The following is a 26,363-nucleotide window of genomic DNA, read 5'->3' as shown; positions in this document are numbered from 1 at the left end:
GTCATCGCGGCTGAAGCCGCTCCCACGCAAAAGACATCTGCGCCTCAGACGGCGGCGTTATAGAACAACTTGGAATCGCGCTGCTCGACCAGGGCTTGCTCGATGGCAGCCTGGTGCACTTCGTCGGCATGCTCTTCGCGCTCTTCCGGTTTGATACCGAGACGGGCGAACAGCTCCATGTCCTTGTTAGCCTGCGGGTTAGCTGTGGTCAGCAGCTTCTCGCCGTAGAAGATCGAGTTGGCGCCGGCGAAGAAGGCCAGGGCTTGCATCTGCTCATTCATCGCCTCGCGGCCGGCGGACAAACGCACGTGGGATTGCGGCATCATGATCCGCGCCACGGCGAGCATGCGGATAAAGTCGAACGGATCGACGTCCTGCTCATCGGCCAGTGGCGTACCTTTGACCTTCACCAGCATGTTGATCGGCACCGACTCTGGATGCTCCGGCAAGTTAGCCAGTTGGATCAACAAGCCGGCGCGGTCGTCCAGCGACTCGCCCATGCCGAGAATGCCGCCGGAGCAGATTTTCATACCCGAATCACGTACATAGGCCAGCGTTTCCAGACGCTCGCCGTAGGTGCGGGTGGTGATGATATTGCCGTAGAACTCCGGCGAGGTGTCGAGGTTGTGGTTGTAGTAATCGAGCCCCGCGTCGGCCAGGGCCTGGGTCTGTTCTTTATCCAGCTTGCCCAGGGTCATGCAGGTTTCCAGTCCGAGCTTCTTCACGCCCTCGACCATCTGCAGCACGTAAGGCATGTCTTTGGCCGACGGGTGCTTCCACGCCGCGCCCATGCAGAAACGGGTAGAACCGATGGCCTTGGCCTCGGCGGCTGCCTCCAAAACCTTCTGCACTTCCAACAACTTTTCTTTTTCCAGACCGGTGTTGTAGTGGCCGGACTGCGGACAGTACTTGCAGTCTTCCGGGCAAGCGCCAGTTTTGATCGACAGCAGCGTCGAGACCTGCACGCGGTTCGCATCGAAGTGCGCGCGGTGCACGGTTTGCGCGGCGAACAGCAGGTCGTTGAACGGTTGCTCGAAGAGCGCCTTGACCTCAGTGAGGGTCCAGTCGTGACGCAGGTTGGCGGCGGTGGTGGCGCTCATCGGTTATTCCTTGTTATTGGCAGTGGCTTGCTACGCTGAGCAAGCACGACACGGATGTTCGGCATAGTTATGGAAGGCTTATGCGCTGTCAACCCAACTCGCCATGCATGGTTTACAACTGGTTAAAAAACAAACAGCGCTGCTTGCTCTGTGATGAGAGTGCAGATGGCACGCTGGCCATCTGCACCAATTGCGAAGCAGAGCTGCCCTGGCTCGGCGGGCACTGCCAGGTGTGCGCCCTGCCACTGCCCAGCCACGGACTGGTGTGCGGGGCCTGCCTGAAAAAACCGCCAATTTTTACCAAGGTCGAAATACCCTGGCGTTACGCCTTCCCCATCGACAGTTTGATCAACCGGTTCAAGCATCAAGCCAAGTGGCCATTGGGACGCTTGCTCGGTGAGCTTTTGTCACACCACTTACTCCACGCCTTCGATGACGGCCTTGCCCGACCCGACTTGTTACTCCCCGTGCCGCTGGCGGATAAACGCCAACGCCAGCGTGGCTTTAATCAGGCAGGGTTACTCGCGCAGTGGCTGAGCGCCTCATTACAACTGCCGCAGCAAGCGCACTGGCTGCAACGCACGCTCGACACGCCAGCGCAGCAACAACTGGATGCCGCCACGCGCAAACGCAACCTGCGCAAGGCGTTCGCCTTGGCAGCAGACAGCCAGGTCGCAGGCCGGCATGTAGCGCTGATCGACGATGTGCTGACTACCGGCGCCACCGCTGAAAGCCTGGCCCGGCTATTAAAGAAGGCCGGCGCGGTGCGAGTCGATGTTTATTGCCTGGCGCGCACGCCAAAGCCGGGCGACTGAGATGCAGCCAGCGTCCACAGCGGGTTAAGGGTTACACTTTGCGGCCAACCTGCTGGAGCCGACCATGTCCCATCCATTTGCCGCACTCACGCCCGACTTGGTGCTGGATGCCGTGGAGAGCATCGGCTACCTCAGCGATGCCCGCGTTCTGGCGCTGAACAGCTATGAAAACCGCGTCTATCAGGTGGGCATCGAAGATGAAACACCGCTGATCGCCAAGTTCTACCGCCCCGACCGCTGGACCGATGCAGCGATTCGCGAAGAACACAGCTTCACCTTCGAGTTAGCCGAGTGCGACGTACCGGTGGTGGCGCCATTGGTGCGCGATGGCGAGACACTGTTCGAGTATTCCGGCTTTCGTTTTGCACTATTTCCCCGCCGCGGTGGCCGCGCGCCAGAACCCGGCAACCTCGACCAACTGTACCGGCTCGGCCAGTTGCTCGGCCGCCTGCATGCGGTCGGCTCATTAAAGCCATTCGCCCACCGCGAAGCCTTGCAAGTGACTAATTTCGGCCATCAATCGCTGGCGACCTTACTCGACGGCAACTTTATCCCGCGCAGCCTGCTGCCGGCTTACGAGTCGGTCGCCCGCGATCTGCTCAAACGCTTGGATGGGCTGTTCGCGGCCAACCCAGTACAAGCAATTCGCCTGCACGGCGACTGCCACCCGGGCAACCTGCTGTGCCGTGACGAGACCTTCCATATGGTCGACCTCGATGACTGCCGCATGGGCCCGGCTGTACAAGACCTGTGGATGATGCTCGCTGGCGAGCGACATGAGCGCCTCGGTCAACTCTCGGAGTTGATGGACGGCTACCAGGAGTTTCACGACTTTAATCCACGAGAGCTGCCGCTTATTGAGGGCCTGCGTGCCCTGCGCCTGATGCATTACAGCGCCTGGCTGGCGCGGCGCTGGGACGACCCGGCCTTCCCTATGAGCTTCCCCTGGTTCGGCAGCGAGCGTTACTGGGGCGACCAGATTCTGATCCTGCGCGAGCAAATGGCAGCCCTGGATGAAGAGCCGCTAAAGCTGTTCTAAACCGGTAACCCTCACACGAGAAAGGAACTCTCCATGTCTGTCGTCGAACGCTGGTTTGGTGCAGGTTTTACCCAGCTACACCCCTTGCTGCAACAACTGCATCAACAGGGCGGCAAGCTGCACGGGGACGTTGACCTGCAGTTTGGTCGCGGCCTTGCCGGTGTCATCGGCGTACGCCTGGCCACTCGATTAGGCGTCCCGACGAAGCAGGCTCGCGTGAAGTTTCAGGTGGATATTCATGACAGCGACAACACCCTGCACTGGAACCGCTACTTTGCCGATAGCGCCGTACTCTATTCGCGTTTTCAACCCAGCGGCAGCTGGCCGCATGGTCATTGGCTGGAATCGACTGGCGCAGTGAAACTGGCCTTGGCGGTGGATGTTATTGAGGGCGGCTGGTACTGGCGACCACTCAAGGCCTGGCTGCATGGTGTACGTATCCCGTTATGGCTGCTACCGCACACCGAGGCCTATAAACGAATTGAAGAGGGTCGTTATCAATTTTATGTCGGCTTCAACCTGCCGCTGCTCGGCAACCTGTTCAGCTACAGCGGAGCGCTGCAGCTGGAACACACAGCAACCATACCGAACAGCGCTACAGCCATAACAGTTGCCGCCGCACCGTAACGCCAGCTTTACACTAATCATAAGCTGGCCACTGACAGCAAAGCTGAACAGCCAGACAAGCCCATGCGTGCGCGACTAGAATTCTGCTTCGTTAGTTAGCCCCCTAAGCAAGGACCCTGCATGGCCACCGTCAACCCGCGTCGCGGGTACATTCTCGGCCTGACCGCCTACATCATCTGGGGCCTGTTCCCGCTCTACTTCAAAGCGATGCAAAACGTCCCCGCGCTGGAAATCATCGTCCATCGCGCGCTCTGGTCGGCCGTATTCGGTGCATTGCTGTTGATGGTTTGGAAGCACCCCGGCTGGCTACGTGAACTCTTGGCTAACCCCAAACGCTTCGCCGTGCTGGGCCTTAGCGGCGTGCTGATTGCCAGCAACTGGCTGGTGTATGTATGGGCGGTAAATGATGGGCGCATGCTCGAAGCCAGCCTGGGCTATTACATCAACCCATTGGTCAACGTGTTGCTGGGCATGCTGATTCTCGGCGAACGCTTGCGTCGACTGCAGTGGCTGGCCGTGACCTTGGCCGCATTGGGCGTACTGCAACAGCTGTGGCAGGTTGGCAGCATCCCTTGGGTTTCATTGGTGTTGGCGCTGACTTTCGGCTTCTACGGGCTGATCCGCAAACAGGCACCGGTGGCGGCCCTGCCTGGGCTGGTGGTGGAGACGTGGCTGTTACTGCCCGTGGCGATCGGCTGGCTGCTGCTAAACCCAGTGGCGATGAGCGCCCAAGCCGACTTCTGGGGCACACCGGAAGCACTCTGGCTGATCGCTGCCGGCCCAATCACCCTGGTGCCACTGGTGTGTTTCAACGCCGCCGCCCGCCACCTGCCTTACACCACGCTGGGTTTTTTGCAGTACCTGGCCCCGACCCTGGTGCTATTGCAGGCCATTTTTCTGTTTGGCGAACACTTCGACCCAAGCACACTGCTGGCCTTTATCTGCATCTGGGCCGGCCTAGCGGTTTACAGCGTGGATGCCTGGCTGACCCTGCGTAAACGACAGCCTGTTTAGCTGACGCGCTGCAGGTTCGAGCAGTTATTAGTCCTCGGCCTGCAGCTTCAGCTCTACCATCAGGTCATCCGCCAGGGTTTCCAGGTGCGCCTGCAGTTGCTCCAGCGTCACACTCTGCGGCACTGCCAGCAAGGCTTGGGCCTGGAACAGCAACTCGCCACTCATGGGTGCCGGGACCACTTCGGTATTCAGGCTTTCCAGGTTGACGCCCTGACTGCTAAGCAGCCGCGTGATATCGCGCACGATGCCGGGGCGGTCGTTGCCGACCAGCTCCAGCCGGATAGCGCGCCAGACGGTCACCGGATCAGCCCCGCCAACGGCGACCTGCACGCGAATGCCCTGCGCCTGCAACGCCTCTAGCGCCGACAGCAAACCCGCGTGGGCGTCCAGCGGCACATCCACCCGTAAGATTCCAGCGAACTGCCCAGCCATGCGCGACATGCGGCTTTCCAGCCAGTTACCACCATGTTCGCTGATGCAGTGGGCAACGCGCTCAACCAGCCCAGGCTGATCCTGAGCGATAACCGTAAGTACCAGATGATCCATGCTCTGCTCCTTGTTCAGCGGCTGTTCAATTCAAGCCTAGCCAATAGGTATAAAACGCCTCATCGCGCACATAGCCCAGGCGCTCGTAAAGGGCTTGCCCTGGCAGATTGCTCTTTGCCGTCTCCAACTGCAAACCGCAGGCACCTGTAGCCTGTGCATGGCCACGCGCCGCATTCATCAACGCCTCACCCACGCCCTGCCGACGCGCCTGCTGGCTAACGTACAGATCACTCAACAGCCAGGCCGGCTCAAGCGCTAACGAGGCAAAGAAGGCATACAGCTGCACAAACCCCAGCGCTATACCCGATTCATCGCGGGCCAGCAGAATCGTCGAGTCGAGGTTACCCAGCCGAGCGGCGAGAAACTCGCGCACCTGTGCCTGAGGCTTGGGCACCTCATAAAAACCCAAATAAGCGCCAAATAACTCGGCCAACTCGTCCAGATCTGCGGTTGTAGCTGCCCGTATATGCATGAGGTCGCACTCCAAAAAGATGCTGAGCAGTATAGGCAGGCACGCCGCAGGCAAATGGCGAGAGACGCGCACAATAATCTGTGTACTGTTTTTTGCTTTATATGAAACAATATTGACAAAACATAGCGACAAAAAGTCACATGTAGTGACTGCAAAGCACTTCTTGGTCGCGGAGCGACGCGCACCCACTGATTTTCCCCGAATCTTGATGTAGTATGCCGCGCCTCGGACTACATGACTTATTTCCCATGTCCGACGCGGCTATTGAGTAGAGCTGAGCAGAGTGAGGCAAGTGATGACTGAACGCGTTCAAGTAGGCAGCCTGCAGGTTGCCAAAGTGCTGTTCGACTTCGTGAACAACGAAGCCATCCCCGGTACCGGCATTGCAGCCGAGACGTTCTGGGCGGGTGCCGAAGCGGTCATCAATGACCTGGCCCCGAAAAACCGTACCCTGCTCGCCAAGCGCGACCAGATTCAGGCGCAGATCGACGCTTGGCACCAGGCCCGCGCTGGCCAGGCCCACGACGCCGCTGCCTATAAAGCCTTCCTGCAAGAAATCGGCTACCTGCTACCAGAGCCGGCTGACTTCCAGGCCACTACCCAGAACGTCGACGAAGAAATCGCCCGTCTGGCTGGCCCGCAGTTGGTTGTGCCGGTGATGAACGCACGCTTCGCGCTGAACGCCTCCAACGCACGCTGGGGCTCGCTGTACGACGCCCTCTACGGCACCGATGTGATCAGCGAAGAAGGCGGCGCCGAGAAAGGCCGTGGCTACAACAAGGTTCGTGGTGACAAGGTTATCGCCTTCGCCCGCGCCTTCCTCGACGATGCCGCGCCATTGGCTGCTGGCTCCCACGTCGACTCCACCGCTTACCGCATCGAAGCCGGCAAGCTGGTTGTCAGCCTCAAAGGCGGCAGCAACAGCGGCCTGCGTGACGACGCGCAACTGGTCGGTTTCCAGGGCGCAAGCGAGGCGCCAATCGCCGTGCTGCTCAAGCACAACGGCCTGCACTTCGAAATCCAGATCGACGCCAACACCCCGGTCGGCCAGACCGACGCCGCTGGTGTTAAAGACGTGCTGATGGAAGCCGCACTGACCACCATCATGGACTGCGAAGACTCCGTCGCCGCCGTCGATGCCGACGACAAAGTGGTGATCTACAAGAACTGGCTCGGCCTGATGAAGGGCGACCTGTCCGAAGAAGTCGCCAAAGGCGGCCAGACCTTCACCCGCACCATGAACCCGGATCGCGTCTACACCCAGACCGATGGCGGCGAGCTGACCTTGCACGGTCGCAGCCTGTTGTTCGTGCGTAACGTCGGTCACCTGATGACCAACCCGGCGATTCTCGATGCTCAAGGCAACGAAGTCCCAGAGGGTATTCAGGACGCGCTGTTCACCAGCCTGATCGCCATCCACAACCTGAATGGCAACACCACGCGCAAAAACACCCGCACCGGCAGCGTTTACATCGTTAAGCCGAAGATGCACGGCCCGGAAGAAGTGGCCTTCACCACTGAAATTTTCGGCCGCGTCGAAGACGTGCTGGGCATGGCGCGTAACACGCTGAAAGTCGGCATCATGGACGAAGAGCGTCGCACCACCGTTAACCTCAAGGCCTGCATCAAAGCCGCCAGCGAGCGCGTGGTGTTTATCAACACCGGTTTCCTCGACCGCACCGGTGATGAAATCCACACCTCCATGGAAGCCGGCGCCGTCGTGCGTAAAGCCGCCATGAAGAGCGAGAAGTGGATCAGCGCCTACGAAAACTGGAACGTCGATATCGGCTTGGCCACCGGCCTGCAAGGCCGCGCGCAGATCGGTAAAGGCATGTGGGCCATGCCCGACCTGATGGCCGGCATGCTTGAGCAGAAAATTGCTCACCCACTGGCCGGCGCCAACACCGCCTGGGTCCCGTCGCCGACCGCCGCCGCACTGCACGCGCTGCACTACCACAAGGTTGACGTGTTCGCCCGTCAGGCCGAACTGGCCAAGCGTGAGCGCGCCTCGATCGACGACATCCTGAGCATTCCGTTGGCGCAGAACACCAACTGGACGCCTGAAGAAGTGCAGAATGAGTTGGACAACAACTCGCAAGGCATCCTCGGTTATGTGGTGCGCTGGATCGACCAGGGCGTCGGCTGCTCCAAGGTGCCGGACATCAATGACGTCGGCCTGATGGAAGACCGCGCCACCCTGCGTATCTCCAGCCAACTGCTGACCAACTGGCTGCGCCACGGCATTGCCACTGAAGAGCAGATCGTGGCCAGCCTCAAGCGCATGGCACCGGTAGTGGATCGGCAGAACGCCAGCGACCCGCTGTACCGTCCGCTGGCACCGAACTTCGACAGCAATATCGCCTTCCAGGCTGCCCTGGAGCTGGTGGTTGAAGGTGCCAAGCAACCCAACGGTTACACCGAGCCAGTGCTGCACCGCCGCCGCCGCGAGTTCAAGGCCGCTAACGGTCTGTAACCCGCTGCTGTAGCCACATAAAAAACCGCCCTTCGGGCGGTTTTTTATTCCTGCTGTAAGCCATGACGCTGATACAGCGCCTGCACCCAGCCTTCGCTGTAGAGCTGCAACAGCGTTGCCTGCAAACGTTGCTGCAGAGCCGGATCGAACTGCGGATGGCAGGCCATATCTTCCATCAAGGTTAGAAACGGCAACACCAAACGCGGTGCGGGCTGGCCGCGCATCGAACTAACCACCGCCGAACTGGTGGCCCACAACTGAGCGCGACTGCGCTGCAGCATGCTCAGGTTGAGTGACTCTTTGTTCGAGGCAATCACCTCAAGCCCCACCTGATGCAAATACTCACCCGCACCAGAACCTTGATAGCTAAGGATGCGTAGACCGCGCGCCTGCTCCAAACTATTGAGCTGAAGTGGGTCATCGGCACGGGCGTATAAGCCGAGACGCGAGACCAGCAGCGGACCAACCCAGGCATAGTGTGGCTCGCGCTCCTGCTGGCGCTCCACCAGCAGAACGCAGCTATTGGCTTCGCGTTGCACGCGTTGCAGCGCGCGCTGCAGTGGCTGGAAGCTCAAGCGATAGGTCACGCCAACCTGGCTAAACAACTGCGCGGTCAACTCCGCCACCACCCCAGCAGCACGGCCGTCCGCCGCCATGTACAGCTGCGGCGGATGCTCCCAAGCGAACAACTGCACCGGTTCTGCAGCCAGTAACGGCAAACTCCACCCCAGTAAAAGGCTGCAGGCATAACCTCCGAGTTGCTTAATCCCACGCACGCAGGGCCTCCGCATATGGCAGCGTGCGTCCCGGTGGCCGCTCATTCAGCAGCTTCGGCCACGGTGCGCCAGGGTGTTTGAGCCAAAAGGCCGAGGTCTGCTGTGCATTCAGTCGAGGTGCGCAGGCGTGCACTTGACGCTGGCCAACACCATATAGATGCCGATCAAACATTTGCGCGAGGTTGTGCAAGGCCTCTGCACTGCTGAGCTGGCCACTGATTGCTGGGTGCAACTGCCGCCACCACAGGCTGGCCATACCACTGTAATCCGGAACATTGGCCCCGGTCGGGGTCCAGCGCCGCGCCGCAGGGCTGCGATAGAACTCAACTAAACCACCCAGCTTGGGTGCCGCGGCAAGCAGCGCTGGCGACTGTAGATCGGAGTGACGGATCGGCGTCAGCCCCACCAGGGTCTTACGTAACGACACCGACTTGGACACCACGAACTGCGCATACAGCCAGGCCGCCTGGCGCTGGCGCAGCGGCGTGGCCTTGAGCAAGGTCCAGGCGCCAACGTCCTGGTAGCCCGACTTCATGCCTTCACGCCAATACGCCCCACGCGGTGAAGGCGCAACTCGCCAACGCGGCTCGCCTTTTTCATCCAGCATTGGCGAATCTGCACGGGTGTAGTCGGCGGTAAAGGCGGTGTACCAGAAAATCTGTTGGGCAACCTGGCCACGCGCGGCAACATTACCGGCCTGATTAAAACTCATCTGCCGTGCTTCAGCTGGCGTGTAGCGTTTCAGCCAGTCGATGTACTGTTGCAGCGCGTAGACCGCCGCCGGGCTGTCCAGGGCGCCGCCACGCGCCATACTGGCGCCGGCCGGACGACAATCCTCAACGCGAATGCCCCAGTCATCCACCGGCAAACCATTAGGCAACCCCACGTCCCCGACGCCAGCCATACCCAGCCAGGCATCCGACAAGCGCCAACCGAGCGAAGGATCGAAGCCGCCATAGTCCATATGACCGTATACACGCTGGCCATCGAGCTCGCGCACGTGTTCGCTGAAGAACGCGGCGATGTCCTCGTAAGCACTCCAGTTCTGCGGCACATCCAGCTCATAGCCGTAACGCTGGCGAAAAGCTTCGCGCAATTCAGGCCGGGCAAACCAGTCGTGACGATACCAATAGAGGTTGGCGAACTGCTGATCTGGCAGCTGATAGAGCTTGCCATCTGGCGCAGTGACAAAGGGCAGACCGATAAAGTCCTGCAAGTCGAGCGTCGGCGAGGTGACACCAGCCCCTTCGCCAGCGATAAAGTCCGATAACACCAATACCTGATTATCACGGAAGTGCTGGCCGAGCAGGTCGCTGTCACTGATGTAGGCGTCATACAGCGCCAAGCCAGTCTGCTGCTGGGTGCGCAGCTTGTTGACCACGTCATCCTCACCGCTGATCTCATGGATCACCCGGATACCGGTGAGCTGACTAAATAGCGGGGCCAGCACATTGGCTTCATACCAATGGGTCGGAATGTGCTCGGCAATCACCCGCACCTGCACCCCTTGGAACGGCCGGGCGGCCTCGACAAACCACTGCAATTCAGCCTCTTGCGCAGGACGGCTGAGCGAGCTGGGCTGCAACTCGCGTTGAGCCTCGCGCAGGTCAGGTGCGGCGTAAACGACAGCGCTGCATAACCAGGCAAGCCAGATCAGCACACGCATAACACCCCCTTGTTGTTGTGCAATTCACTCTAGTGCATAGCCAGAATTTAGCCGCCTCAACAGCGCCGACAAAAATATTTTGTCGGACAACAGTGAGCGCGCGGCTGAATTATTGGCTATAGAAATAAGCGGGTCGGCCGAAAGCTATGACTGACCATACAAAAGAGAAATGGTCGCCCAATGACCGATCAGTGGCGATACGCCACTATCTGAACTCGGTATACTCCGCGCCCCTCTTTGGGTACACCTGCCATGTTGAAAAATCTGTCGCTCACCTTGAAGTTCTCGTTACTGCCGGCCATTGCCTTGCTCGGCCTACTGCTGTTCGTGGGCTATACCTCGCTGCAACTGGCCAACAACGACGTGCGCCTGGTCACCCTAGAAACCCACAGCTTTCCTACCTTGGAGAAAGCCGACGCGGTGATCTTCCAATATTCACGCTTGCCTGGCCTGCTCAACAGCGCCGTGGCAGCAGGGGAACTGGAAACGCTCGAAGAAGCGCGCAAGGTGCTCGCAGAAATCGCCAGCAAACAACAGGAACTGCAACGCCTTGCCGTTGATAATCCGGCGCGCCGCGAGGAGTTGAACGCCTGGCGTACAGCCATTCAGCGCTATGCCGATAATGCCCTGCCCGCCTCTGAGCAATTGATCAAAGGCAGCGCCAGCTTCGAAGACCTCGCCCCCAGCCTAGGCCGTATGGCCAGTGACCTGAGCCAGGCACAACAGCTGGCTGAGTCATTCCGTACACACGCCTACGAGGACTTCCAAGAAACCCTGGCGCAGACCCGCACCGATAACGCCACCACCACCCAGGTCGGTTTTGCCCTGTCGGCGCTGCTGGTGGCATTGGTCAGCATCAGCTCGTTTCTGGTCATTCGCGGCATCATGGCCAACGTACGTGGCGTGATCACCTCACTGCAGGCGATCGCCCGTGGGGATGGCGACCTGACCCGCCGGGTCAACGTCGATTCCAATGATGAAATTGGCGAAATGATTCAGTTGTTCAACAGCTTTATCGACAAGCTGCAAGGCACCATTCGCCAGATCATCGACGCTGCCAGCCCACTGGCAGGCATGTCACAGGAACTGTATCGCCTGACTCAAGGCGCCAATGAGAACGCACGCTCCCAGCAAGGCCACACAGACTCGATCAGTCGCGACATCCTGACGATGACTAACAGCATTCAGGAAGTCGCACATCGCTCTCAGCAGGCCTCTGCAGAAGCGGGCTCCGCCTCGCAACAGGCCGAGCAGGCGCGCAAGAATATTGGCAGCTTATCGACCAGCATCAGTGATCTGGGCAGCAGCGTGATGGGCGCAGTCAGCGCCATGGAGCAACTGGAAGAAGAAACCCAGCAGGTGGGTTCAGTGCTCACCGTCATCCGCAGCATTGCGGAGCAAACCAACCTGCTCGCGCTCAACGCGGCCATCGAAGCGGCTCGCGCCGGCGAGCAAGGTCGAGGCTTTGCCGTGGTGGCCGATGAAGTCCGCAACCTGGCGTCAAAAACTGCAGCCTCAACTGCCGAAATTCAGAACATCATCCAGCGCCTGCAGAACAGCGCAAACAGCGTACTCAGCGTGATGACCGCCAACGGCGAAAAAGCCCAGGCCAGTATCGAGCGCTCGGTGCAGGCGACCCAGATACTTGAAGCCATTGCGGGTGCCGTCGGCCATATCAACCAATTGAATGCCGGTATTGCGCAATTCACTCAAGAACAAATCGGCCTTTCCAGCTCGATTCAACAAGACACACAAGTGTTGCAGCAGGACGCACAAGCAACCGCTCAAGGTGCAGAAGCTACCGCCCGTCTCGGCGAACAGTTGGTCAGCACCGGGGACCATCTGCGCGCGGCGACAGCCCAATTCCGCGTTTAACCTGAACACAGGAGCATCACTGCATGTTTAACGTCCGCCTGCTTCCTTTGGCTATCTGCCTGGCCACTGCCCCAGCCTTCGCGCTGGAGCAGGGCGAACACCGCTTCAATACATTCGGCACGGTTGGTATCACTCACCTCGGCGGTGAAGATGATGGCCGCAGCTATGGCATCACCGGCCAAACCACCGACTCCTGGCGCGGCGATCAGCTGTCCAAATTCGGTGCGCAAATTCAATACGGTCTGACCGATACTTTGGGCATTACTGTACAAGCGACGGCCAAACCAGAGCAGGATGAGTGGAAAGCCAACTTGGAATGGGCCTACCTGTCCTGGCAGAGCACTGACAACCTGATGGTGCGCTTCGGTCGCCTGCGCACGCCGGTGTACATGTACTCAGAAAGCATCGACGTGGGCTTCAGCTACCCGTGGCTGCGCCTGCCTGACGAGGTGTATAGCCAGGTTCAGCTGTCTAACTACGAAGGTGTGGACGCGGTTTACACCGTACCGCTGTCTTACGGCTCGGTTGCCTTCCAAGTAGCCGGTGGCCAGGCCAAAAATCGCGACATCTTTGCCTTCGATGACATGTATGACATCGACTATGAAAAGGTTTTTGGGGCCAACATCAGCCTGGCCACTAACGATTTCGGCACGCTGCGGATCGGTTATGTTGAGGCGGATATCAGCACGGAAATCGAAGACTTCGTTAACCGTCCCAATATTCCGTTCGCCGGCCTGAACGGCCCAGGTGTTCAGAGCTTCCAGAGCATTGACAAGCAGAAAGGCAAATTCGTCTCGGTTGGCTATCAGTACGATAACGGTACTTGGCTCTCCAGCAACGAGTGGACCTCGCGCAGCATCGAAGCTGATGGTTCGGGTACCACCGACGCGTTCTACCTGATGGGCGGCCGCCGCTTCGGCGAGTTCCTCACCCACGTTACCTATGCGCAACTGGATGATGATGCCGGTCGGCAGAATTCCTGGACCCTGGGTCTGAATTACAACCTACTCCCTAACGTAGTACTGAAGAGCGAATACAAGCGCGTCGACACCTCGGGCGGTTATGAAGGGGTCTTTATCCGTTCCTCTCAAGAGGCCTTCGACAACGCCCTCTCCGAGGGCTCCAACGGCTTGCTGGGCAGCCCCGCCCGCAACTTTGACGGCGACATCGTCAGCGTTGGCGTTGACTTCGTATTCTGAGGAGAGTGTTGATGAAGTATTCCATTCAAACCCTCTGCGCAGTCGTCTGCCTGGGTTTCGCCACGCTGGTTCAGGCTGAAGTGGCCGTGATCGTTAACACGGCTGCTAGCGCCGCACCGAGCCAATCCGATGTAGGCAACATTTTTTTGGGCAAAGACAAGTCCATGAAAGGTGTCGATCACAAGGACTGGACCCCTACCAAAGAAAAGTTCTACAGCGGCGTAACCAATAAAAGTGAGTCGCAGCTGAAGTCTTACTGGTCCGGTCTGGTGTTCACCGGTAAAGGCCAGCCGCTGCCAAGCGTCGCCGGCGATGCTGAGGTTGTGGCCAAGGTGGCCGCTGAAGCGGATGCCATCGGCTATGTCGATGCAGCTGCAGTGAATGACTCGGTCAAGGTGCTGTTTACCCTGCCTTAATGTCGCTGTCATTTACACACAACGCCGAGGCCCTGCGCCTCGGCGTTGTGCTATGTGGGCTTGCGCGACTTAGGTCTAATGGGCTTAGCTGCAGGGGTCACCCAGGATAAATCCCTGACCCTTTTGGACATCGCCACCATGCCCCCAACGGACGCATTCCGCGAAGCGGGCAGGACCGCAGTGCTGCAGAACATCCACGGCACCATGGCGTTCTTGCAAAAATTTCCGCCGTTCAACCAAATGGACACGGCCCACCTGGCGTATCTGGTGGAGAACTGTCAGCTGCGTTTCTATGGCGCGGGCGAAACCATCATCAAACCGGATGACGGGCCGGTTGAGCATTTCTTTATAGTTAAACAAGGCCGCGTGCATGGCGAGCGCCCGCATTCGGCGCGACGCGGCACGGAGACCACCTTCGAGATCACCACCGGTGAGTGCTTCCCCCTGGCCGCGTTGATTGGCGAACGCGCCACCCGCACCGAACACCTGGCCGGCGAAGACACCTTTTGCCTGCTGCTAAACAAGCCCGCTTTTATCAAGCTGTTTGCCCTGTCCAACCCGCTGCGCGACTTTGCCTTGCGCGGTATTAGCAGCCTGCTCGACCAGGTCAACCAACAGGTGCAAATGCGCGCGGTGGAGGCCCTCGGCGCGCAGTACTCCCTGGATACGCGTCTCGGCCAGCTGGCCATGCGCAACCCGGTAAGTTGCGCCCCGGCAATGCCGCTGCGTGATGCGGTCAAGCTGATGCATGAACAGCAAGTCGGCAGCATTGTGATTGTCGATCCGGCACTTAAGCCCCTGGGGATTTTCACTCTGCGCGACCTACGCCGCGTAGTAGCGGATGGCATCGATCTGGCCCAGCCCATCGACCGCCTGATGACCCAATCGCCCTTTCACTTGCCGCCGGACGCCAGCGCCTTCGACGCGGCCATTGCCATGACCGAGCGCCATATCGCCCACGTCTGCCTGGTAGAACATGAGCAACTCTGCGGGGTGATTTCCGAGCGCGACCTGTTCAGCCTGCAACGTGTCGACCTGGTCCACCTCGCGCGCACTATTCGGCACGCCGGCCGGGTAGAAACATTGGCGGCGCTGCGCAGTGACGTGCGTCAGCTGGTGGACAGCATGCTCGCCCACGGCGCCAGCTCCACCCAGATCACCCAGCTGATCACCCTACTCAACGACCACACCGTGTGCCGAGTTATTGAACTGACCCTGGAAGACCTCGGCGACCCTGGTATTCCGTTCACCTGGCTGGTGTTCGGCAGCGAAGGACGCAGTGAGCAAACCCTACACACCGACCAGGACAACGGCATCCTGTTCGAGGCCGCCGATGCCGTCGAAGCGGCGGCCATCCGTGGCCGTTTGTTACCCCTGGCCCAGGAAATCAACCGACGCCTGGATCAATGCGGTTTCACCCTGTGCAAGGGCAATATCATGGCCGGCAACCCCGAGCTGTGCCTCTCGCGCCAGGAGTGGGCTAAGCGCTTTGACAGCTTTATCCAGGCCACCACTCCGGAAAATTTACTGGCCTCCTGCATCTATTTCGACTTACGCACCGTCTGGGGCGACTCGCAGGGCTGCGAACAGTTGCGCCACAACCTGCTTAAACAGGTGGCAAGCAATACGGTATTCCAGCGCATGATGGCTGAAACCGCCTTGCGCCAGCGCCCGCCGGTAGGGACATTCCGTGACTTCGTGGTATCGCGCAAGGGCGCCGAGAAGCACACCCTGGACCTCAAGGTACAAGGCCTTACGCCCTTCGTTGACGGTGCACGGCTATTAGCCCTGGCGCACGGTGTAAGCGCCTGCAACACGCTGGAACGCCTGCGCGCGCTGATCAATCAGGGCGTCATCGAAGCCCAGGATGGCGCGGCTTATGAGGAGGCCTACCATTACATTCAGCAAGAGCGCATGCAGCAACACCAGCTGCAGGCGCGTAAGGGGCTGCCCTACTCAAACCGTGTTGACCCCGACCACCTCAATCACTTGGATCGACGCATCCTGCGCGAATCCTTCCGCCAGGCGCAGCGTCTGCAAAGCAGCCTGTCTGTGAGGTATCAGCTGTGAGCACGTTTACTTGGCTGACCGGGCAAAAACCGGCTCTCACTCAAGCGCAACTGCAGCGCCGCGATAACCTGGCCACGGCCACCGTGCTCGATAACCGCATGCTGCAACAGCAACGCTTAGTCGTGCTTGATCTGGAAACCAGCGGCCTGAACATGCGCCGTGATCTGGTGCTATCGATCGGTGCCGTGGTGATCGAAAACGCCGCCATCGACCTCAGCCAGCAATTCGAATGCACCTTGCAACGCGAAGGGCACCAGGCCAGCGCCAGCACCCTGATCCACGGCATTGCACCCAGCGAAATCGCTAAGGGCGAAGCGCCTGCTGAGGCCCTACTGGCGTTTATGGAATTTGTCGGCGACAGCCCGCTGCTGGCCTTCCATGCCGAATTCGACCAACGCATGCTGGCGCGCGCACTCAAACAGAGCCTGGGTTTGCGCTTGCAGCATACGTTCGTTGATGTCGCCGAAATTGCCCCACTGCTGTGCCCCAAAGCCACCGTGAGCAATGCCGGTCTCGACGGCTGGACCCAGCACTTTGGCCTGCAGGTGCAGCAGCGCCATCATGCCAGCGCCGACGCACTGGTCACCGCCGAACTGGCGCTGATTCTGCTCAGCAAAGCGCGCCAGCAAGGCCTTGATAGCCTGCCCACGCTGCTGCATCAGCTCAATAGCCGACGCCGCCAGCTGGCACATTCGATGTAATGGCCCGACAAGCCCAGCATCAGTAGGCCAGCGTTCAGCGCCCTTCCGGCGCCCCTAACAAGCACATCACTCACCGTCGCGCGCTCGTACGGCCAACGGCTATCTATTTCGCCGCCCAGTTCAACCGCCCATCGTGGCGTCGTGGTGATGGATTGCGGGGAATGAGGCCAGCTGCCATCATATGCGAATAATTCTCGATTACTTTATTTTCCAGTCTAATGAGGTTCGCGTGTCGGCCGGCGACTCCACCCACCTGCAGTTGGTCAGCCTGCTCTATCGCGATCACCGTGATTGGCTGCTCGGCTGGCTGCGCAAAAGCTTGTACAGCCCGGAGCGCGCCGAAGACCTCAGCCAAGATACGTTCGTACGCCTACTCGCACGCCGCGATTTGGATCAGACCCGCGCCCCCCGCGCGCTGCTGACCACCATCGCCAAAGGCCTGCTGATTGACCATTTCCGCCGCAGCGCGCTGGAACGTACCTACCTCGAAGAACTCGGTCAGCAGCCGCAGAGCGTGCAACCCAGCGCCGAGGAGCAGGCCATGGCTCTGGATGCCCTCCGTGAAATCGACCGCCTGCTCGGCCAACTGTCGAGCAACGCGCGCGCGGCATTTCTGCATAACCGCCTGGACGGCATGGGCCACGTAGAAATCGCCGAACGCCTCGGCGTATCAGTCTCCCGCGTGCGCCAGTACCTGGCCCAAGGCCTACGTCAGTGTTACATCGCCCTGCATGGCGAGCCGCAATGAGCGCGGTATCAGCCCACGTTCTGGATGCCGCCATCGAATGGCAACTGTGCCTCGACTCCGGCACGGTCAGCGCGGAACAGCAGCATGCCTTCGCCCAATGGCTGGCGGCGCACCCCGAGCATGCGCGGGTCTGGCAGCAGCTCAATGGCCTGGATATTCGTCTCGCCTCAGCCGCTGCAAAGCCGGCGCGGCAAGCACTGCTGCTCAGTGCACGCAATAACGGCGTGCGCCGGCTCGCGGGTACCGCGTTCGGCCTGCTCCTGAGCGGTGCCTTGCTACTTGGCCTACTGGCGCAGCAACGCCCGCTCGGCGATTACCTGGCCGATGCGTACACCGCACGCGGCGAACAGCGCGAGCTGCAACTCAGTGACCGCAGCCGGGTACACCTCAACAGCGCCAGCGCCGTGGATATTGAATTCACCGACAACCAACGGGCCATACGCCTGCGCAGCGGCGAAATCTTGGTGCAAACCGCCCACGGTGATAACCGCCCGTTTGTGGTGCTCACCGAACACGGCAGCCTACGCGCACTCGGCACACGCTTTCTGGTGCGCCGTGAAGGCGACGGCACGCGCCTGACCGTGTTGCAGTCGGCCGTGGCCGCACACCCGGCGGACGCGGCCAACGAGCGGATCATTGAGGCCGGTGAACAGGTATTGATGCAGCGTCAGCGCCTTGGCGGCGTGCTGCCTGCGCCACTTAGCGCGGCAGCCTGGAGCCACGGCATGCTGGTGGCTGACAACTTGCGCCTGAGTGACCTGCTTGATGCGCTCGGCGAATACCGCAGCGGTTACCTGGGCCTCGATCCGAGCCTGGCCGACCTGCGTATCAGCGGCAGCTTCCCGCTGCATGACAGTGACAAGGCCCTGGCTGCCCTGCCACCCAGCTTGCCGGTGCGTATCGAGCGATTTGGCAACTGGTGGGCCAAGGTCGTACCTGCCGCCCCCTAAGCGTCCGCCTAAAAACCAGGCGGACGGGCAAGGATGGCAAGGCAGGGGCTGACGTGGGAGGGGCTTTAGCCGCGACATTGCAGCGTCGCGGCTAAAGCCCCTCCCACAAAGAATCGTCGCGCGGTTAGGGGTCGACAACAGCGATTTGGGATATCGCTAAAAAATAATTTCATCTCGCCCTATCACTTTTCCATTCTGCTTCGGCACCAGGTCATTGAGATATATTCCCGTTTAGGAGAGTTTCGTAATGACCCGCGCCCTGCCCCTGTTCCGCCCCGGCTTATTGGCCGTCGCCATCAGTCTCGCCAGCGTCTGCTCAGCAGCCATGGCCGACACTTACAAACTGCCTGCCGCGCCTCTGGCCAGCACCCTGACGCAGATCGCCAGCCAGGCCGGCATTGTCCTAAGCATCGACCCGACCCTAACCGCCAACAAGCAATCGGCCCCGGTTGCAGGCGACTACGACGCCGTTGATGCATTGCAGCAGGCCCTGCAGGATAGCGGCCTGCAACTGCAGCAAAGCAGCAGCGGCAGCTATAGCCTGACTCCAGCACCCCAAGCAGCCATGGCCTTGCCCGATGTCACCGTAACGGCTAACAGCCCGGTTGACGGTGGCGAAGCCGCTAGTTACCGCAGCAACGCCGTACAGAACATTGGCGCCCTCGGCGGCATGCGCCTGCAGGACGCCCCCTACTCGGTGAGCGTGGTGTCCACAGAATTGCTGCAAAACATCCAGGCCACCTCCACCGATGACGTGTTCAAGCTCAGCCCCGCCACCCAGTTCACCTCACCCACCACTGCCGGCTACGCCAGCGCGGTGAGCATGCGCGGTTTCAGCGGGTCCGGTAACCTGAGCATCGCCAACGATGGCCTGCGCTTCAGCAACGGTTATGACGGCGGTAACTTCATCGAAGAGATGCAGCAGCTGGAAATCCTCACCGGTCTTAGCGGCTTTCTCTACGGCCCGGCCAGCCCCGGCGGCCTGGTCAACTACGTGCTCAAGCGCCCGACCTATGAGCGCTACAACAGCGTCACCCTGGGTAATGCCGGTGGCGAGAACTACTACTTGCACGGCGACTTCGGCGGCCCGCTCGACGACGCCGGGGTATTCGCCTACCGCGTCAACATGCTGACCCAGGATGGCGAAACTGCCCTCGACCTGCAGAAGCGGCGCCGCGAAATGCTCAGTGTTGCGCTGGACTGGAACGTCAGCGATGACCTGCAAATTCAGTTCGACGCCTCGCATAAGAAGACCGAAACACGCGGTCTGAGCAGCTACTGGCACTTCGGTGAGCAGAGCCTGCGTCCCGACGCCGACACGCTGCGCAACGATGAGCTATACAGCCAAAAGTGGGCCTTCTCCGACAGCGAGCACGACCGCGTCGGCAGCCGCTTCAACTGGCGTTTAGACGATGTCTTCAGCCTGCGTGGAGCCTTGTCCTACAGCGAATACACCGAGGAATACACCTACACCGGCCCAACCGCCTACAGCGCCGGTCAATACACCCAACCGCTGTACGCCTTCGCCCCGGTGGAAAACGAGGAGACCTCCGGCTACCTGTTTCTCGATGCCGAATTCGCCACAGGCGTTATCGAACACAAGTCCACCGTTGGCTACCAGGGCAACGTCGCGCGCGTACGCAACTACACAGACCACATCCCTTACCCAGGCCCGCAATACAACGACGTCGTTGGCACCCCATCGCCCTTCAGCCAGAACCCACAGGTCGATAAGCCCGCCTATTCGATTGGCAACGGCGACCAGCGCCTGTCTTCGCGCACCCAGTCGGACAATTTCCTGATCGGCGACGTGATCACCTTCAACGAGCAGTGGTCGAGCATCCTTGGTCTGACCCACACCACGATCAAGACCTACAGCAACGACTTCATCTGGGCCGAAGCCTTCGGTTATGGCGAAACCACCAGCAACTATAAAGAGTCTGAAACCTCGCCCAACGTCTCGCTGATTTACAAGCCGGCACCTTGGCTGACCACCTACGCCAGCTATATCGAAGGCCTGCAGGCCGGCGGCATCGCCCCGAGCACCGCACTCAACGCCGGCCAGGCCATGGCGCCGCTGGTCAGCGAGCAGTATGAAGTGGGCGTCAAGGCCACCGTCGGCGAAACGCTGCTGACCCTGGCCCTGTTCAATATCGACAAGCCCAACACCTATACCAATGGTGCCGGTGTATTCGTCCAGGACGGTCGTCAGGAGAACAACGGCCTGGAGTTTGGTATCACCGGCAAAGTGCTGCCCGAGCTGACCCTGGTCGGCGGCGTGACGCTACTTGACCCGCAGGTGAAAGACTCCGGCGCTGCCGCCAGCGAAGGGCAAAAACCCACCGACGTTGCCTCCAAGCTGGCCAAGCTGTATGCCGAGTACGACATCAACGCCGTACCGGGCTTGGCGCTGACCGGTGGTACTTACTACACCGGCAAGCAGTACAGCGACGAAGCCAACCAGCACAGCCTGCCGTCCTTCACCACCTTCGATGCAGGCGCGCGCTATCGGGCGCAGCTGGGCAGCGACAACACCCTGACCCTGCGCACCAACGTCAGCAACCTGGCCAACAAGGAATACTGGCTGAGCAGCCATTACCTGGGCGCACCGCGCACCCTGACCTTCTCTGCTCAGCTTGAGTTCTGATCGCCTCGCAGCCACCCTGCGCCGCCATATAGGGCGGCGTAGGCATTTCTGGACATGCTGATGAAAACCACCACTATTCGCCGCTGGTCGCAGGTGCACACCTGGACCAGCCTGATCTGCACCCTGTTTTTGTTGATGCTGGCCCTGACCGGGCTGCCATTGATCTTCCACCACGAGCTGGAACACCTGCTGGGTGATGCGCCCGAGCTGCGTGAGATGCCAGCCGAGACGCCGCACCTGTCACTGCAACAGCTGGTCGACGCCGCCGAACGCCATCGCTTGGGCGAGGTCATCCAGTACCTGGGCTACGACGCCGACGAACCCAACGGCGTGGTCGCGATTACTGCGGCCACCGCCGGTACTGAGCCCAACTCGTCGCACACGTTTATGCTCGATGCCCGCAGCGGTGAAGCCGTGGCCATGCCCGCAGCCAACGGCGGCATTCTGATGGTCATTCTGCGCCTGCATGTGGATATGTTTGCCGACCTGCCGGGCAAGCTGCTGCTGGCCTTTATGGGCCTGCTGTTTGTGGCCGCGCTCATTTCCGGCGTGGTGCTCTATGCGCCCTTTATGCGCCGGCTGAAGTTCGCCGAAGTGCGCCGGGAAAAATCCGCGCGCACGCGCTGGCTCGACCTGCATAACCTAATTGGTATCGTTACCCTGACCTGGGCCATGACCGTCGGTATTACCGGGGTGATTAGCGCCTGTGCGGACCTGTTGATAAGCGCCTGGCGCGCAGAAAGCCTGGCCGCAATGGTCGAACCGTATCGGAATGCGCCCCCCCTGACCCTGCGCGCCCCAGTCGACGAGGTGCTGACGATTGCCGCAAATGCCACGCCCGCCATGCAACCTGACTTTATCGCCTTCCCCGGCACACGCTTCTCCAGCGCGCACCACTACAGCGTGTTTATGAAAGGCAATACGCACCTCACCGCGCACCTGTGGACGCCGGTGCTGATTGATGCGCGCAACCTGGAGGTTACCGCCATCGGCCAGCGGCCTTGGTATATGGACGCACTGTCGATGTCGCAGCCGCTGCATTTTGGCGACTACGGCGGCATGCCGATGAAAGTGCTGTGGGCCGTTTTGGATGTGCTCACTATCGTCGTACTGGGCAGCGGCCTGTACCTCTGGTGGGTACGCCAACGCGCCACGGCCACACGGCGTGAACGCAAAGAGGCAGCAGCATGAACTGGCGACAATCCACCTTCGCCCTGCCATTGCTGATCGGCCTATTCAGTGCCAGCGGCTTGCTCAGCGCGTTACTCGGCGATGGCGGCTGGGATGCGGTGGCTTGGCTCGGCCTGGGAGTCCCGACCGCACTGGGCTGCTGGCCACTGCTGCGACGCAGCCAAAGCCAGCGGCGCTAAGCCCTGGGCAAAACAGACTGCCTGCATATTGCAGTCGCGATGGGAGAATTGAGCGTACCGCGCTCCGAGTCGTAACAAACGAGCAGGAGCCGGCAGCGAGTTTACTGGCAGGCCTGCCGATAAAGCACATCATCCTTGGCAATCTGTTTCATCTGATCCAGTTGCGGTTTTTTCTGCGCATCCAGCGGCAGCAGTTCGGCGGTGCTGCAATTGAGCAAATGGGGCTGATGATTGACCCGATCAATATGCTGTTTTTCAAAGCGATACAGGTTGAAGGCGACCACGTTGTTACCCGAGGCATCTTCGCGCAGCAGGCTTTTGCTATCGAGCACGGTGAACGCGGTGGTCATCGGCCAAAAGAAGGTCCAAGGGCGCCAGAACACCTCGCCGGTTTCACTGGCCACCAGCACGGATTCGGCCGGCTGACGTTGTAGCTGATGTTCAAACCAGGAGTACTCGTAGTAAATCTGGTAGCTGAGCATGCCCAGGCCACCCAACGCCGGGATGATCCACTTCGGCAAGCGATTGCCTGACAGTTTGCGCAGCAGCATGGCGATACCAGCCGCCCCCAGCCCCGCAACTACGATGGCGAGTATTGTCCACAACATTGACTGACTCCCGAAAATAAAAAACTGCCTGAAGCAGTTTTTAACGTTGCACAGCAACGGCCCAAAGGGTGGGCGCCATGGATGGCCGCCAATAAAACGGGCCTCCCAAGGAGGCCCGCTAGTAAGACCCTGACCCCAATAGCTGAGTCAGGCTTGATTATGCTTAGTGGCTCAGAGCGCCGCCAGCACCTTTAGGAGTCCGTACGCTTTCCACCAGATCCTGGATCTCCTGAGGCGGAGCAACAGTGGCCAGCGACACGGCGTAGGCGACCGCGAAGTTAATCACCGCACCCACAGTACCGATGGACAGCGGCGAGATGCCGAACATCCAGTTATCCGGGGTGTTGGCGAAGGTCGCCGTGCCCGGAATAAAGAACCAGCCCAAGTACAGGAAGATGTAGACGACGGTGAACACCAAGCCAACCAGCATGCCGGCAATCGCGCCCTTGTCGTTTACCCGCTTGGAGAAGATCCCCATCATCAACGCTGGGAACAACGTAGCCGCCGCGATACCGAATGCCAGCGCCACCACCTGCGCGGCAAAGCCTGGTGGATTGAGCCCCAGCCATGTGGCCAACAAGATCGCCACCGCCATGGAGATTCGCGCGGCGCGCATTTCCCCCTTCTCACTGATTTTCGGGTTGATCATATTCTTGATCAGGTCATGACTCACCGCCGACGAGATCGCCAGCAACAACCCAGCCGCCGTCGACAATGCCGCCGCAATCGCACCTGCTGCAATCAGGCCAATGACCCAGCCCGGCAGGTTGGCAATTTCCGGGTTAGCCAGTACCAGAATGTCGTTGTTAACGACCAACTCGTTGCCCTTCCAGCCCAGTGATTCGGCCGTCGGGGTAAAGGCTGGAGCAGCATCGTTATACAGCTGGATACGGCCGTCGCTGTTCTTGTCTTCCCACTGGATCAAACCGGTGGTTTCCCAGGTCCTCACCCACTCCGGACGCTCTTCATACGCCAGCGCTGGCGCTTCAACACCCTGCGGATAAACCGTGGTCAGCAGGTTCAGGCGAGCCATGGAAGCCACAGCCGGCGCAGTGAGATACAGCAGGGAGATAAAGATCAGCGTCCAGCCAGCAGACCAACGTGCGTCAGCCACTTTCGGTACGGTGAAGAAGCGAATGATGACGTGCGGCAGACCGGCGGTACCGATCATCAGCGACAGGGTGAACAGCACCATATTTAGCTTGCTGCTGATATCCCCGGTGTAAGAGGTGAAGCCTAACTCCATGACCACGTCATTGAGTTTCTGCAACAGTGGCAAACCTGACTCAGTGTGCTCGCTGAACATGCCGAACATCGGGATAGGGTTGCCGGTCAGTTGCAGGGAGATGAACACCGCCGGGATGGTGTAGGCAATGATCAGCACTACGTACTGCGCCACCTGGGTGTAGGTGATGCCCTTCATGCCGCCGAACACCGCGTAGCAGAACACCACGCCAGCCGCGATCCAGATACCGGTGGAGTTGCTCACTTCAAGGAAGCGCGAGAACGCCACGCCAGCACCGGCCATCTGACCGATTACGTAGGTCACACAGATGATGATCAGGCAGACCACTGCAGCCAGGCGTGCGCCGTTGCTGTAGAAGCGATCGCCGATGAAATCCGGCACGGTGAACTTACCGAACTTACGCAGGTAAGGCGCCAACAGCATGGCCAGCAGCACATAGCCGCCGGTCCAGCCCATGAGGAAGGTTGAGTTGGCATAACCACCGGCGGCGATCAGGCCCGCCATGGAAATAAAAGAGGCCGCAGACATCCAGTCGGCTGCAGTGGCCATGCCGTTGGTCACGGGGTGAACACCACCGCCAGCGACGTAGAACTCCTTGGTCGAACCGGCGCGCGCCCAAATGGCGATGCCGAAGTAGAGCGCGAAGGAGGCGCCCACAAACAGCATATTGATTACAAACTGGCTCATGGCTTATTCCTCAACACCGAATTGTTTATCGAGTTTGTTCATTTTCCAGGCGTAGAAGAAAATGATCCCGACAAAGGTGATGATCGAACCTTGCTGGGCGAACCAGAAACCAAGGTCGGTGCCGCCGACAGAAATGCCTGCCAGCATGGGTCGAAGCAATATGGCAAAGCCGTAAGACACGAGTGCCCACACAATCAGGCTCCAGGTGATAAGCCGAACATTCGCCTTCCAATACGCTGCAGCGTTTGCTTTTTCAGAAGTCATAAACTCCTCCAGTTATTGTTATTCTCGTACGCCTTCAAACTAGCAGCAGGTCAGCACAAGCCGACAGCTAGACATTGGTATTAGCTGGCTTACGCTGCATTGCAAGGTGTTTATCGACAGGCACTTGGCATCGCACAGGAAAGCGCCTAAAGGAGGGAACAGCGCTGGCCTAAGCGTCAGACAGGAATATGCCTATTGCGGGAGCAAAATCAGCGACAGAGAATCTCCCTGCGGTGCGACATCAAATCTGTCTCACGCGCCGTTAGACGGGAGAAAACTCAATTGGCAGAAGGTAGCGCAGCTCATCGTACTCAAGGCGAAACTGCACTCGGCGTGTACTTTCTTCCACGGATTTGCACTCCCCTGCTACCTCAGCCATACGGCTTTCGACTCGTTTTTGTTTGAGCAGCAAGTCGTGATAACCCTTGTTTCCGGCGTGCTCGGTGATAACCAGTAGACCCTTTGTTTCAGTGAACTGTCCCGCACAACGGGTATCCCACTCTCCCCCCGAGCTCTCCATCACCAGTCCACTCAGCACCGAGCGCAGACGTTGCGACTGCAGCTCATAGAGACTCAGCGAGGTTTCATAGACGGGATTCGGGCGCGACATATTTCGACGTTTGACACGGATACCGAAAGCCAAATCACCCTCGCGTAAGCGATAGGGGGCGGTATCGATTTCCAGCCCATAAACAAAAATCGCATCCCAGTCGAGCAGGTTCGGTTCAACATGGCGCGCGACAATGGTCTGACTGATACTGTCCAGCACCAGCACCTCCAGATCACTTTCTCCATACCCATTCTACTCTGTACGCATCAGCGATACCGCTAACAAGGTCAGGTGCGGGCGTGCCGGCCAGACCTTACAGATGCTCAGCTCGGCACTCAGCCAAAAGTTGCCTCGTTCGTCATGCAGCTGTTGGCCCTGTGCCTGGCCTGGGTATGCCTGATCGAGCAATTTCGGCAACTGCGGCCGACAGTCATCAGCTTGCGCAAAACCCACCATCAACAGGCCACACAGTGCTACGGCGAAAGTTATCCGGTTCATCCCTGA

The 26,363-nt window shown here is 59.7% G+C and carries 24 protein-coding genes and 2 pseudogenes; 16 read left to right on the top strand and 10 right to left on the bottom strand.

Going from position 1 to position 26,363, the window contains the following annotated elements:
• Positions 1 to 44 precede the first annotated feature (44 nt).
• The gene (gene bioB, locus D8779_RS10260; RefSeq protein ID WP_136664301.1) at positions 45 to 1,100 is read right to left on the bottom strand and encodes a biotin synthase BioB; all 1,056 of its coding nucleotides are present in this window, start codon (positions 1,098 to 1,100) and stop codon (positions 45 to 47) included.
• A gap of 107 nt (positions 1,101 to 1,207) precedes the next feature.
• Between bioB and D8779_RS10255 the strand changes: the two genes are divergently transcribed.
• From D8779_RS10255 to rarD, 4 genes are all read left to right on the top strand, one after another.
• A complete protein-coding gene (locus D8779_RS10255; protein ID WP_136664480.1) occupies positions 1,208 to 1,915 on the top strand; it encodes a ComF family protein in 708 nt (235 codons plus the stop codon).
• A 64-nt stretch (positions 1,916 to 1,979) separates the two neighbouring features.
• The gene (locus tag D8779_RS10250; protein WP_136664300.1) at positions 1,980 to 2,954 is read left to right on the top strand and encodes a serine/threonine protein kinase; all 975 of its coding nucleotides are present in this window, start codon (positions 1,980 to 1,982) and stop codon (positions 2,952 to 2,954) included.
• 33 nt (positions 2,955 to 2,987) lie between these two features.
• Positions 2,988 to 3,581, top strand: a complete 594-nt coding sequence (locus D8779_RS10245) for a DUF4166 domain-containing protein (RefSeq protein ID WP_136664299.1) — start codon at positions 2,988 to 2,990, stop codon at positions 3,579 to 3,581.
• 120 nt (positions 3,582 to 3,701) lie between these two features.
• Positions 3,702 to 4,595, top strand: a complete 894-nt coding sequence (rarD, locus tag D8779_RS10240; protein WP_136664298.1) for an EamA family transporter RarD — start codon at positions 3,702 to 3,704, stop codon at positions 4,593 to 4,595.
• Between the two features lie 27 nt (positions 4,596 to 4,622).
• Here the strand turns inward: rarD and D8779_RS10235 are convergent, their stop codons facing one another.
• A complete protein-coding gene (locus tag D8779_RS10235) occupies positions 4,623 to 5,141 on the bottom strand; it encodes a glycine cleavage system transcriptional repressor (protein ID WP_136664297.1) in 519 nt (172 codons plus the stop codon).
• 25 nt (positions 5,142 to 5,166) lie between these two features.
• On the bottom strand, positions 5,167 to 5,613 hold the full coding sequence (locus D8779_RS10230) for a GNAT family N-acetyltransferase (RefSeq protein WP_136664296.1): 447 nt from the start codon (positions 5,611 to 5,613) through the stop codon (positions 5,167 to 5,169).
• A 295-nt stretch (positions 5,614 to 5,908) separates the two neighbouring features.
• Between D8779_RS10230 and D8779_RS10225 the strand changes: the two genes are divergently transcribed.
• Positions 5,909 to 8,086 (top strand): malate synthase G, encoded by a 2,178-nt coding sequence (locus D8779_RS10225; protein ID WP_136664295.1) that lies wholly within the window; start codon positions 5,909 to 5,911, stop codon positions 8,084 to 8,086.
• Positions 8,087 to 8,130: 44 nt separating this feature from the next.
• Here the strand turns inward: D8779_RS10225 and D8779_RS10220 are convergent, their stop codons facing one another.
• Entirely contained in the window at positions 8,131 to 8,862 is a 732-nt protein-coding gene (locus D8779_RS10220) for a substrate-binding periplasmic protein (RefSeq protein WP_167492550.1), read from the bottom strand.
• Positions 8,849 to 10,528 (bottom strand): ABC transporter substrate-binding protein, encoded by a 1,680-nt coding sequence (locus tag D8779_RS10215; RefSeq protein ID WP_136664293.1) that lies wholly within the window; start codon positions 10,526 to 10,528, stop codon positions 8,849 to 8,851. The genes D8779_RS10220 and D8779_RS10215 overlap by 14 nt, the downstream gene beginning before the upstream one ends.
• 252 nt (positions 10,529 to 10,780) lie before the next feature.
• On the opposite strand from D8779_RS10215, the pseudogene D8779_RS21075 reads away from it, so the two are divergent.
• The 11 genes and pseudogenes from D8779_RS21075 to D8779_RS10165 all read left to right on the top strand — a co-directional run.
• A pseudogene (locus tag D8779_RS21075) lies at positions 10,781 to 11,545 on the top strand (HAMP domain-containing protein); the annotation flags it as partial.
• Positions 11,519 to 12,403 (top strand): methyl-accepting chemotaxis protein, encoded by an 885-nt coding sequence (locus D8779_RS21070; RefSeq protein ID WP_405121206.1) that lies wholly within the window; start codon positions 11,519 to 11,521, stop codon positions 12,401 to 12,403. The pseudogene D8779_RS21075 and the gene D8779_RS21070, both read left to right, overlap by 27 nt.
• Before the next feature lie 23 nt (positions 12,404 to 12,426).
• On the top strand, positions 12,427 to 13,602 hold the full coding sequence (locus D8779_RS10205; protein ID WP_136664291.1) for a porin: 1,176 nt from the start codon (positions 12,427 to 12,429) through the stop codon (positions 13,600 to 13,602).
• Positions 13,603 to 13,613: 11 nt separating this feature from the next.
• Entirely contained in the window at positions 13,614 to 14,018 is a 405-nt protein-coding gene (locus D8779_RS10200; RefSeq protein WP_136664290.1) for a phosphate ABC transporter substrate-binding protein, read from the top strand.
• A 138-nt stretch (positions 14,019 to 14,156) separates the two neighbouring features.
• Positions 14,157 to 16,088, top strand: coding sequence for a putative nucleotidyltransferase substrate binding domain-containing protein (locus D8779_RS10195; RefSeq protein WP_136664289.1), 1,932 nt, complete (start codon positions 14,157 to 14,159; stop codon positions 16,086 to 16,088).
• Positions 16,085 to 16,789 carry a 3'-5' exonuclease gene (locus D8779_RS10190; RefSeq protein ID WP_136664288.1) on the top strand — a complete coding sequence of 235 codons (705 nt, stop codon included), beginning with the start codon at positions 16,085 to 16,087 and terminating at the stop codon, positions 16,787 to 16,789. The genes D8779_RS10195 and D8779_RS10190 overlap by 4 nt, the downstream gene beginning before the upstream one ends.
• Positions 16,790 to 17,018: 229 nt before the next feature.
• A complete protein-coding gene (locus D8779_RS10185) occupies positions 17,019 to 17,537 on the top strand; it encodes an RNA polymerase sigma factor (RefSeq protein WP_136664479.1) in 519 nt (172 codons plus the stop codon).
• Positions 17,534 to 18,487, top strand: coding sequence for a FecR domain-containing protein (locus D8779_RS10180; RefSeq protein ID WP_136664287.1), 954 nt, complete (start codon positions 17,534 to 17,536; stop codon positions 18,485 to 18,487). Before D8779_RS10185 ends, D8779_RS10180 begins: the two co-directional genes overlap by 4 nt.
• A gap of 247 nt (positions 18,488 to 18,734) precedes the next feature.
• On the top strand, positions 18,735 to 21,134 hold the full coding sequence (locus tag D8779_RS10175; RefSeq protein ID WP_136664286.1) for a TonB-dependent receptor: 2,400 nt from the start codon (positions 18,735 to 18,737) through the stop codon (positions 21,132 to 21,134).
• A 60-nt stretch (positions 21,135 to 21,194) separates the two neighbouring features.
• A complete protein-coding gene (locus D8779_RS10170) occupies positions 21,195 to 22,325 on the top strand; it encodes a PepSY-associated TM helix domain-containing protein (RefSeq protein ID WP_136664285.1) in 1,131 nt (376 codons plus the stop codon).
• Entirely contained in the window at positions 22,322 to 22,504 is a 183-nt protein-coding gene (locus D8779_RS10165; protein WP_136664284.1) for a hypothetical protein, read from the top strand. The genes D8779_RS10170 and D8779_RS10165 overlap by 4 nt, the downstream gene beginning before the upstream one ends.
• 101 nt (positions 22,505 to 22,605) lie before the next feature.
• On the opposite strand, the gene D8779_RS10160 is transcribed toward D8779_RS10165, so the two are convergent.
• The 5 genes and pseudogenes from D8779_RS10160 to D8779_RS20805 form a co-directional block, all read right to left on the bottom strand.
• A complete protein-coding gene (locus D8779_RS10160) occupies positions 22,606 to 23,112 on the bottom strand; it encodes a hypothetical protein (RefSeq protein ID WP_136664283.1) in 507 nt (168 codons plus the stop codon).
• Positions 23,113 to 23,275: 163 nt separating this feature from the next.
• Positions 23,276 to 25,045 (bottom strand): sodium:solute symporter family protein, encoded by a 1,770-nt coding sequence (locus tag D8779_RS10155; RefSeq protein ID WP_136664282.1) that lies wholly within the window; start codon positions 25,043 to 25,045, stop codon positions 23,276 to 23,278.
• A gap of 3 nt (positions 25,046 to 25,048) precedes the next feature.
• Positions 25,049 to 25,309, bottom strand: a complete 261-nt coding sequence (locus D8779_RS10150) for a DUF4212 domain-containing protein (protein ID WP_136664281.1) — start codon at positions 25,307 to 25,309, stop codon at positions 25,049 to 25,051.
• A gap of 262 nt (positions 25,310 to 25,571) precedes the next feature.
• Positions 25,572 to 26,096, bottom strand: a pseudogene (locus tag D8779_RS20810) (PA3715 family protein); the annotation flags it as partial.
• A gap of 15 nt (positions 26,097 to 26,111) precedes the next feature.
• A complete protein-coding gene (locus D8779_RS20805; protein ID WP_240789705.1) occupies positions 26,112 to 26,357 on the bottom strand; it encodes a hypothetical protein in 246 nt (81 codons plus the stop codon).
• Between the last annotated feature and the right edge of the window lie 6 nt (positions 26,358 to 26,363).

The sequence above is a fragment of the Pseudomonas leptonychotis genome (genome assembly GCF_004920405.1).
In the GTDB taxonomy this organism is placed as follows: Bacteria; Pseudomonadota; Gammaproteobacteria; order Pseudomonadales; family Pseudomonadaceae; genus Aquipseudomonas; species Aquipseudomonas leptonychotis.
Note: the sequence above shows the minus strand (reverse complement) of the source record. Positions and strands in the feature narration are given on the sequence as shown.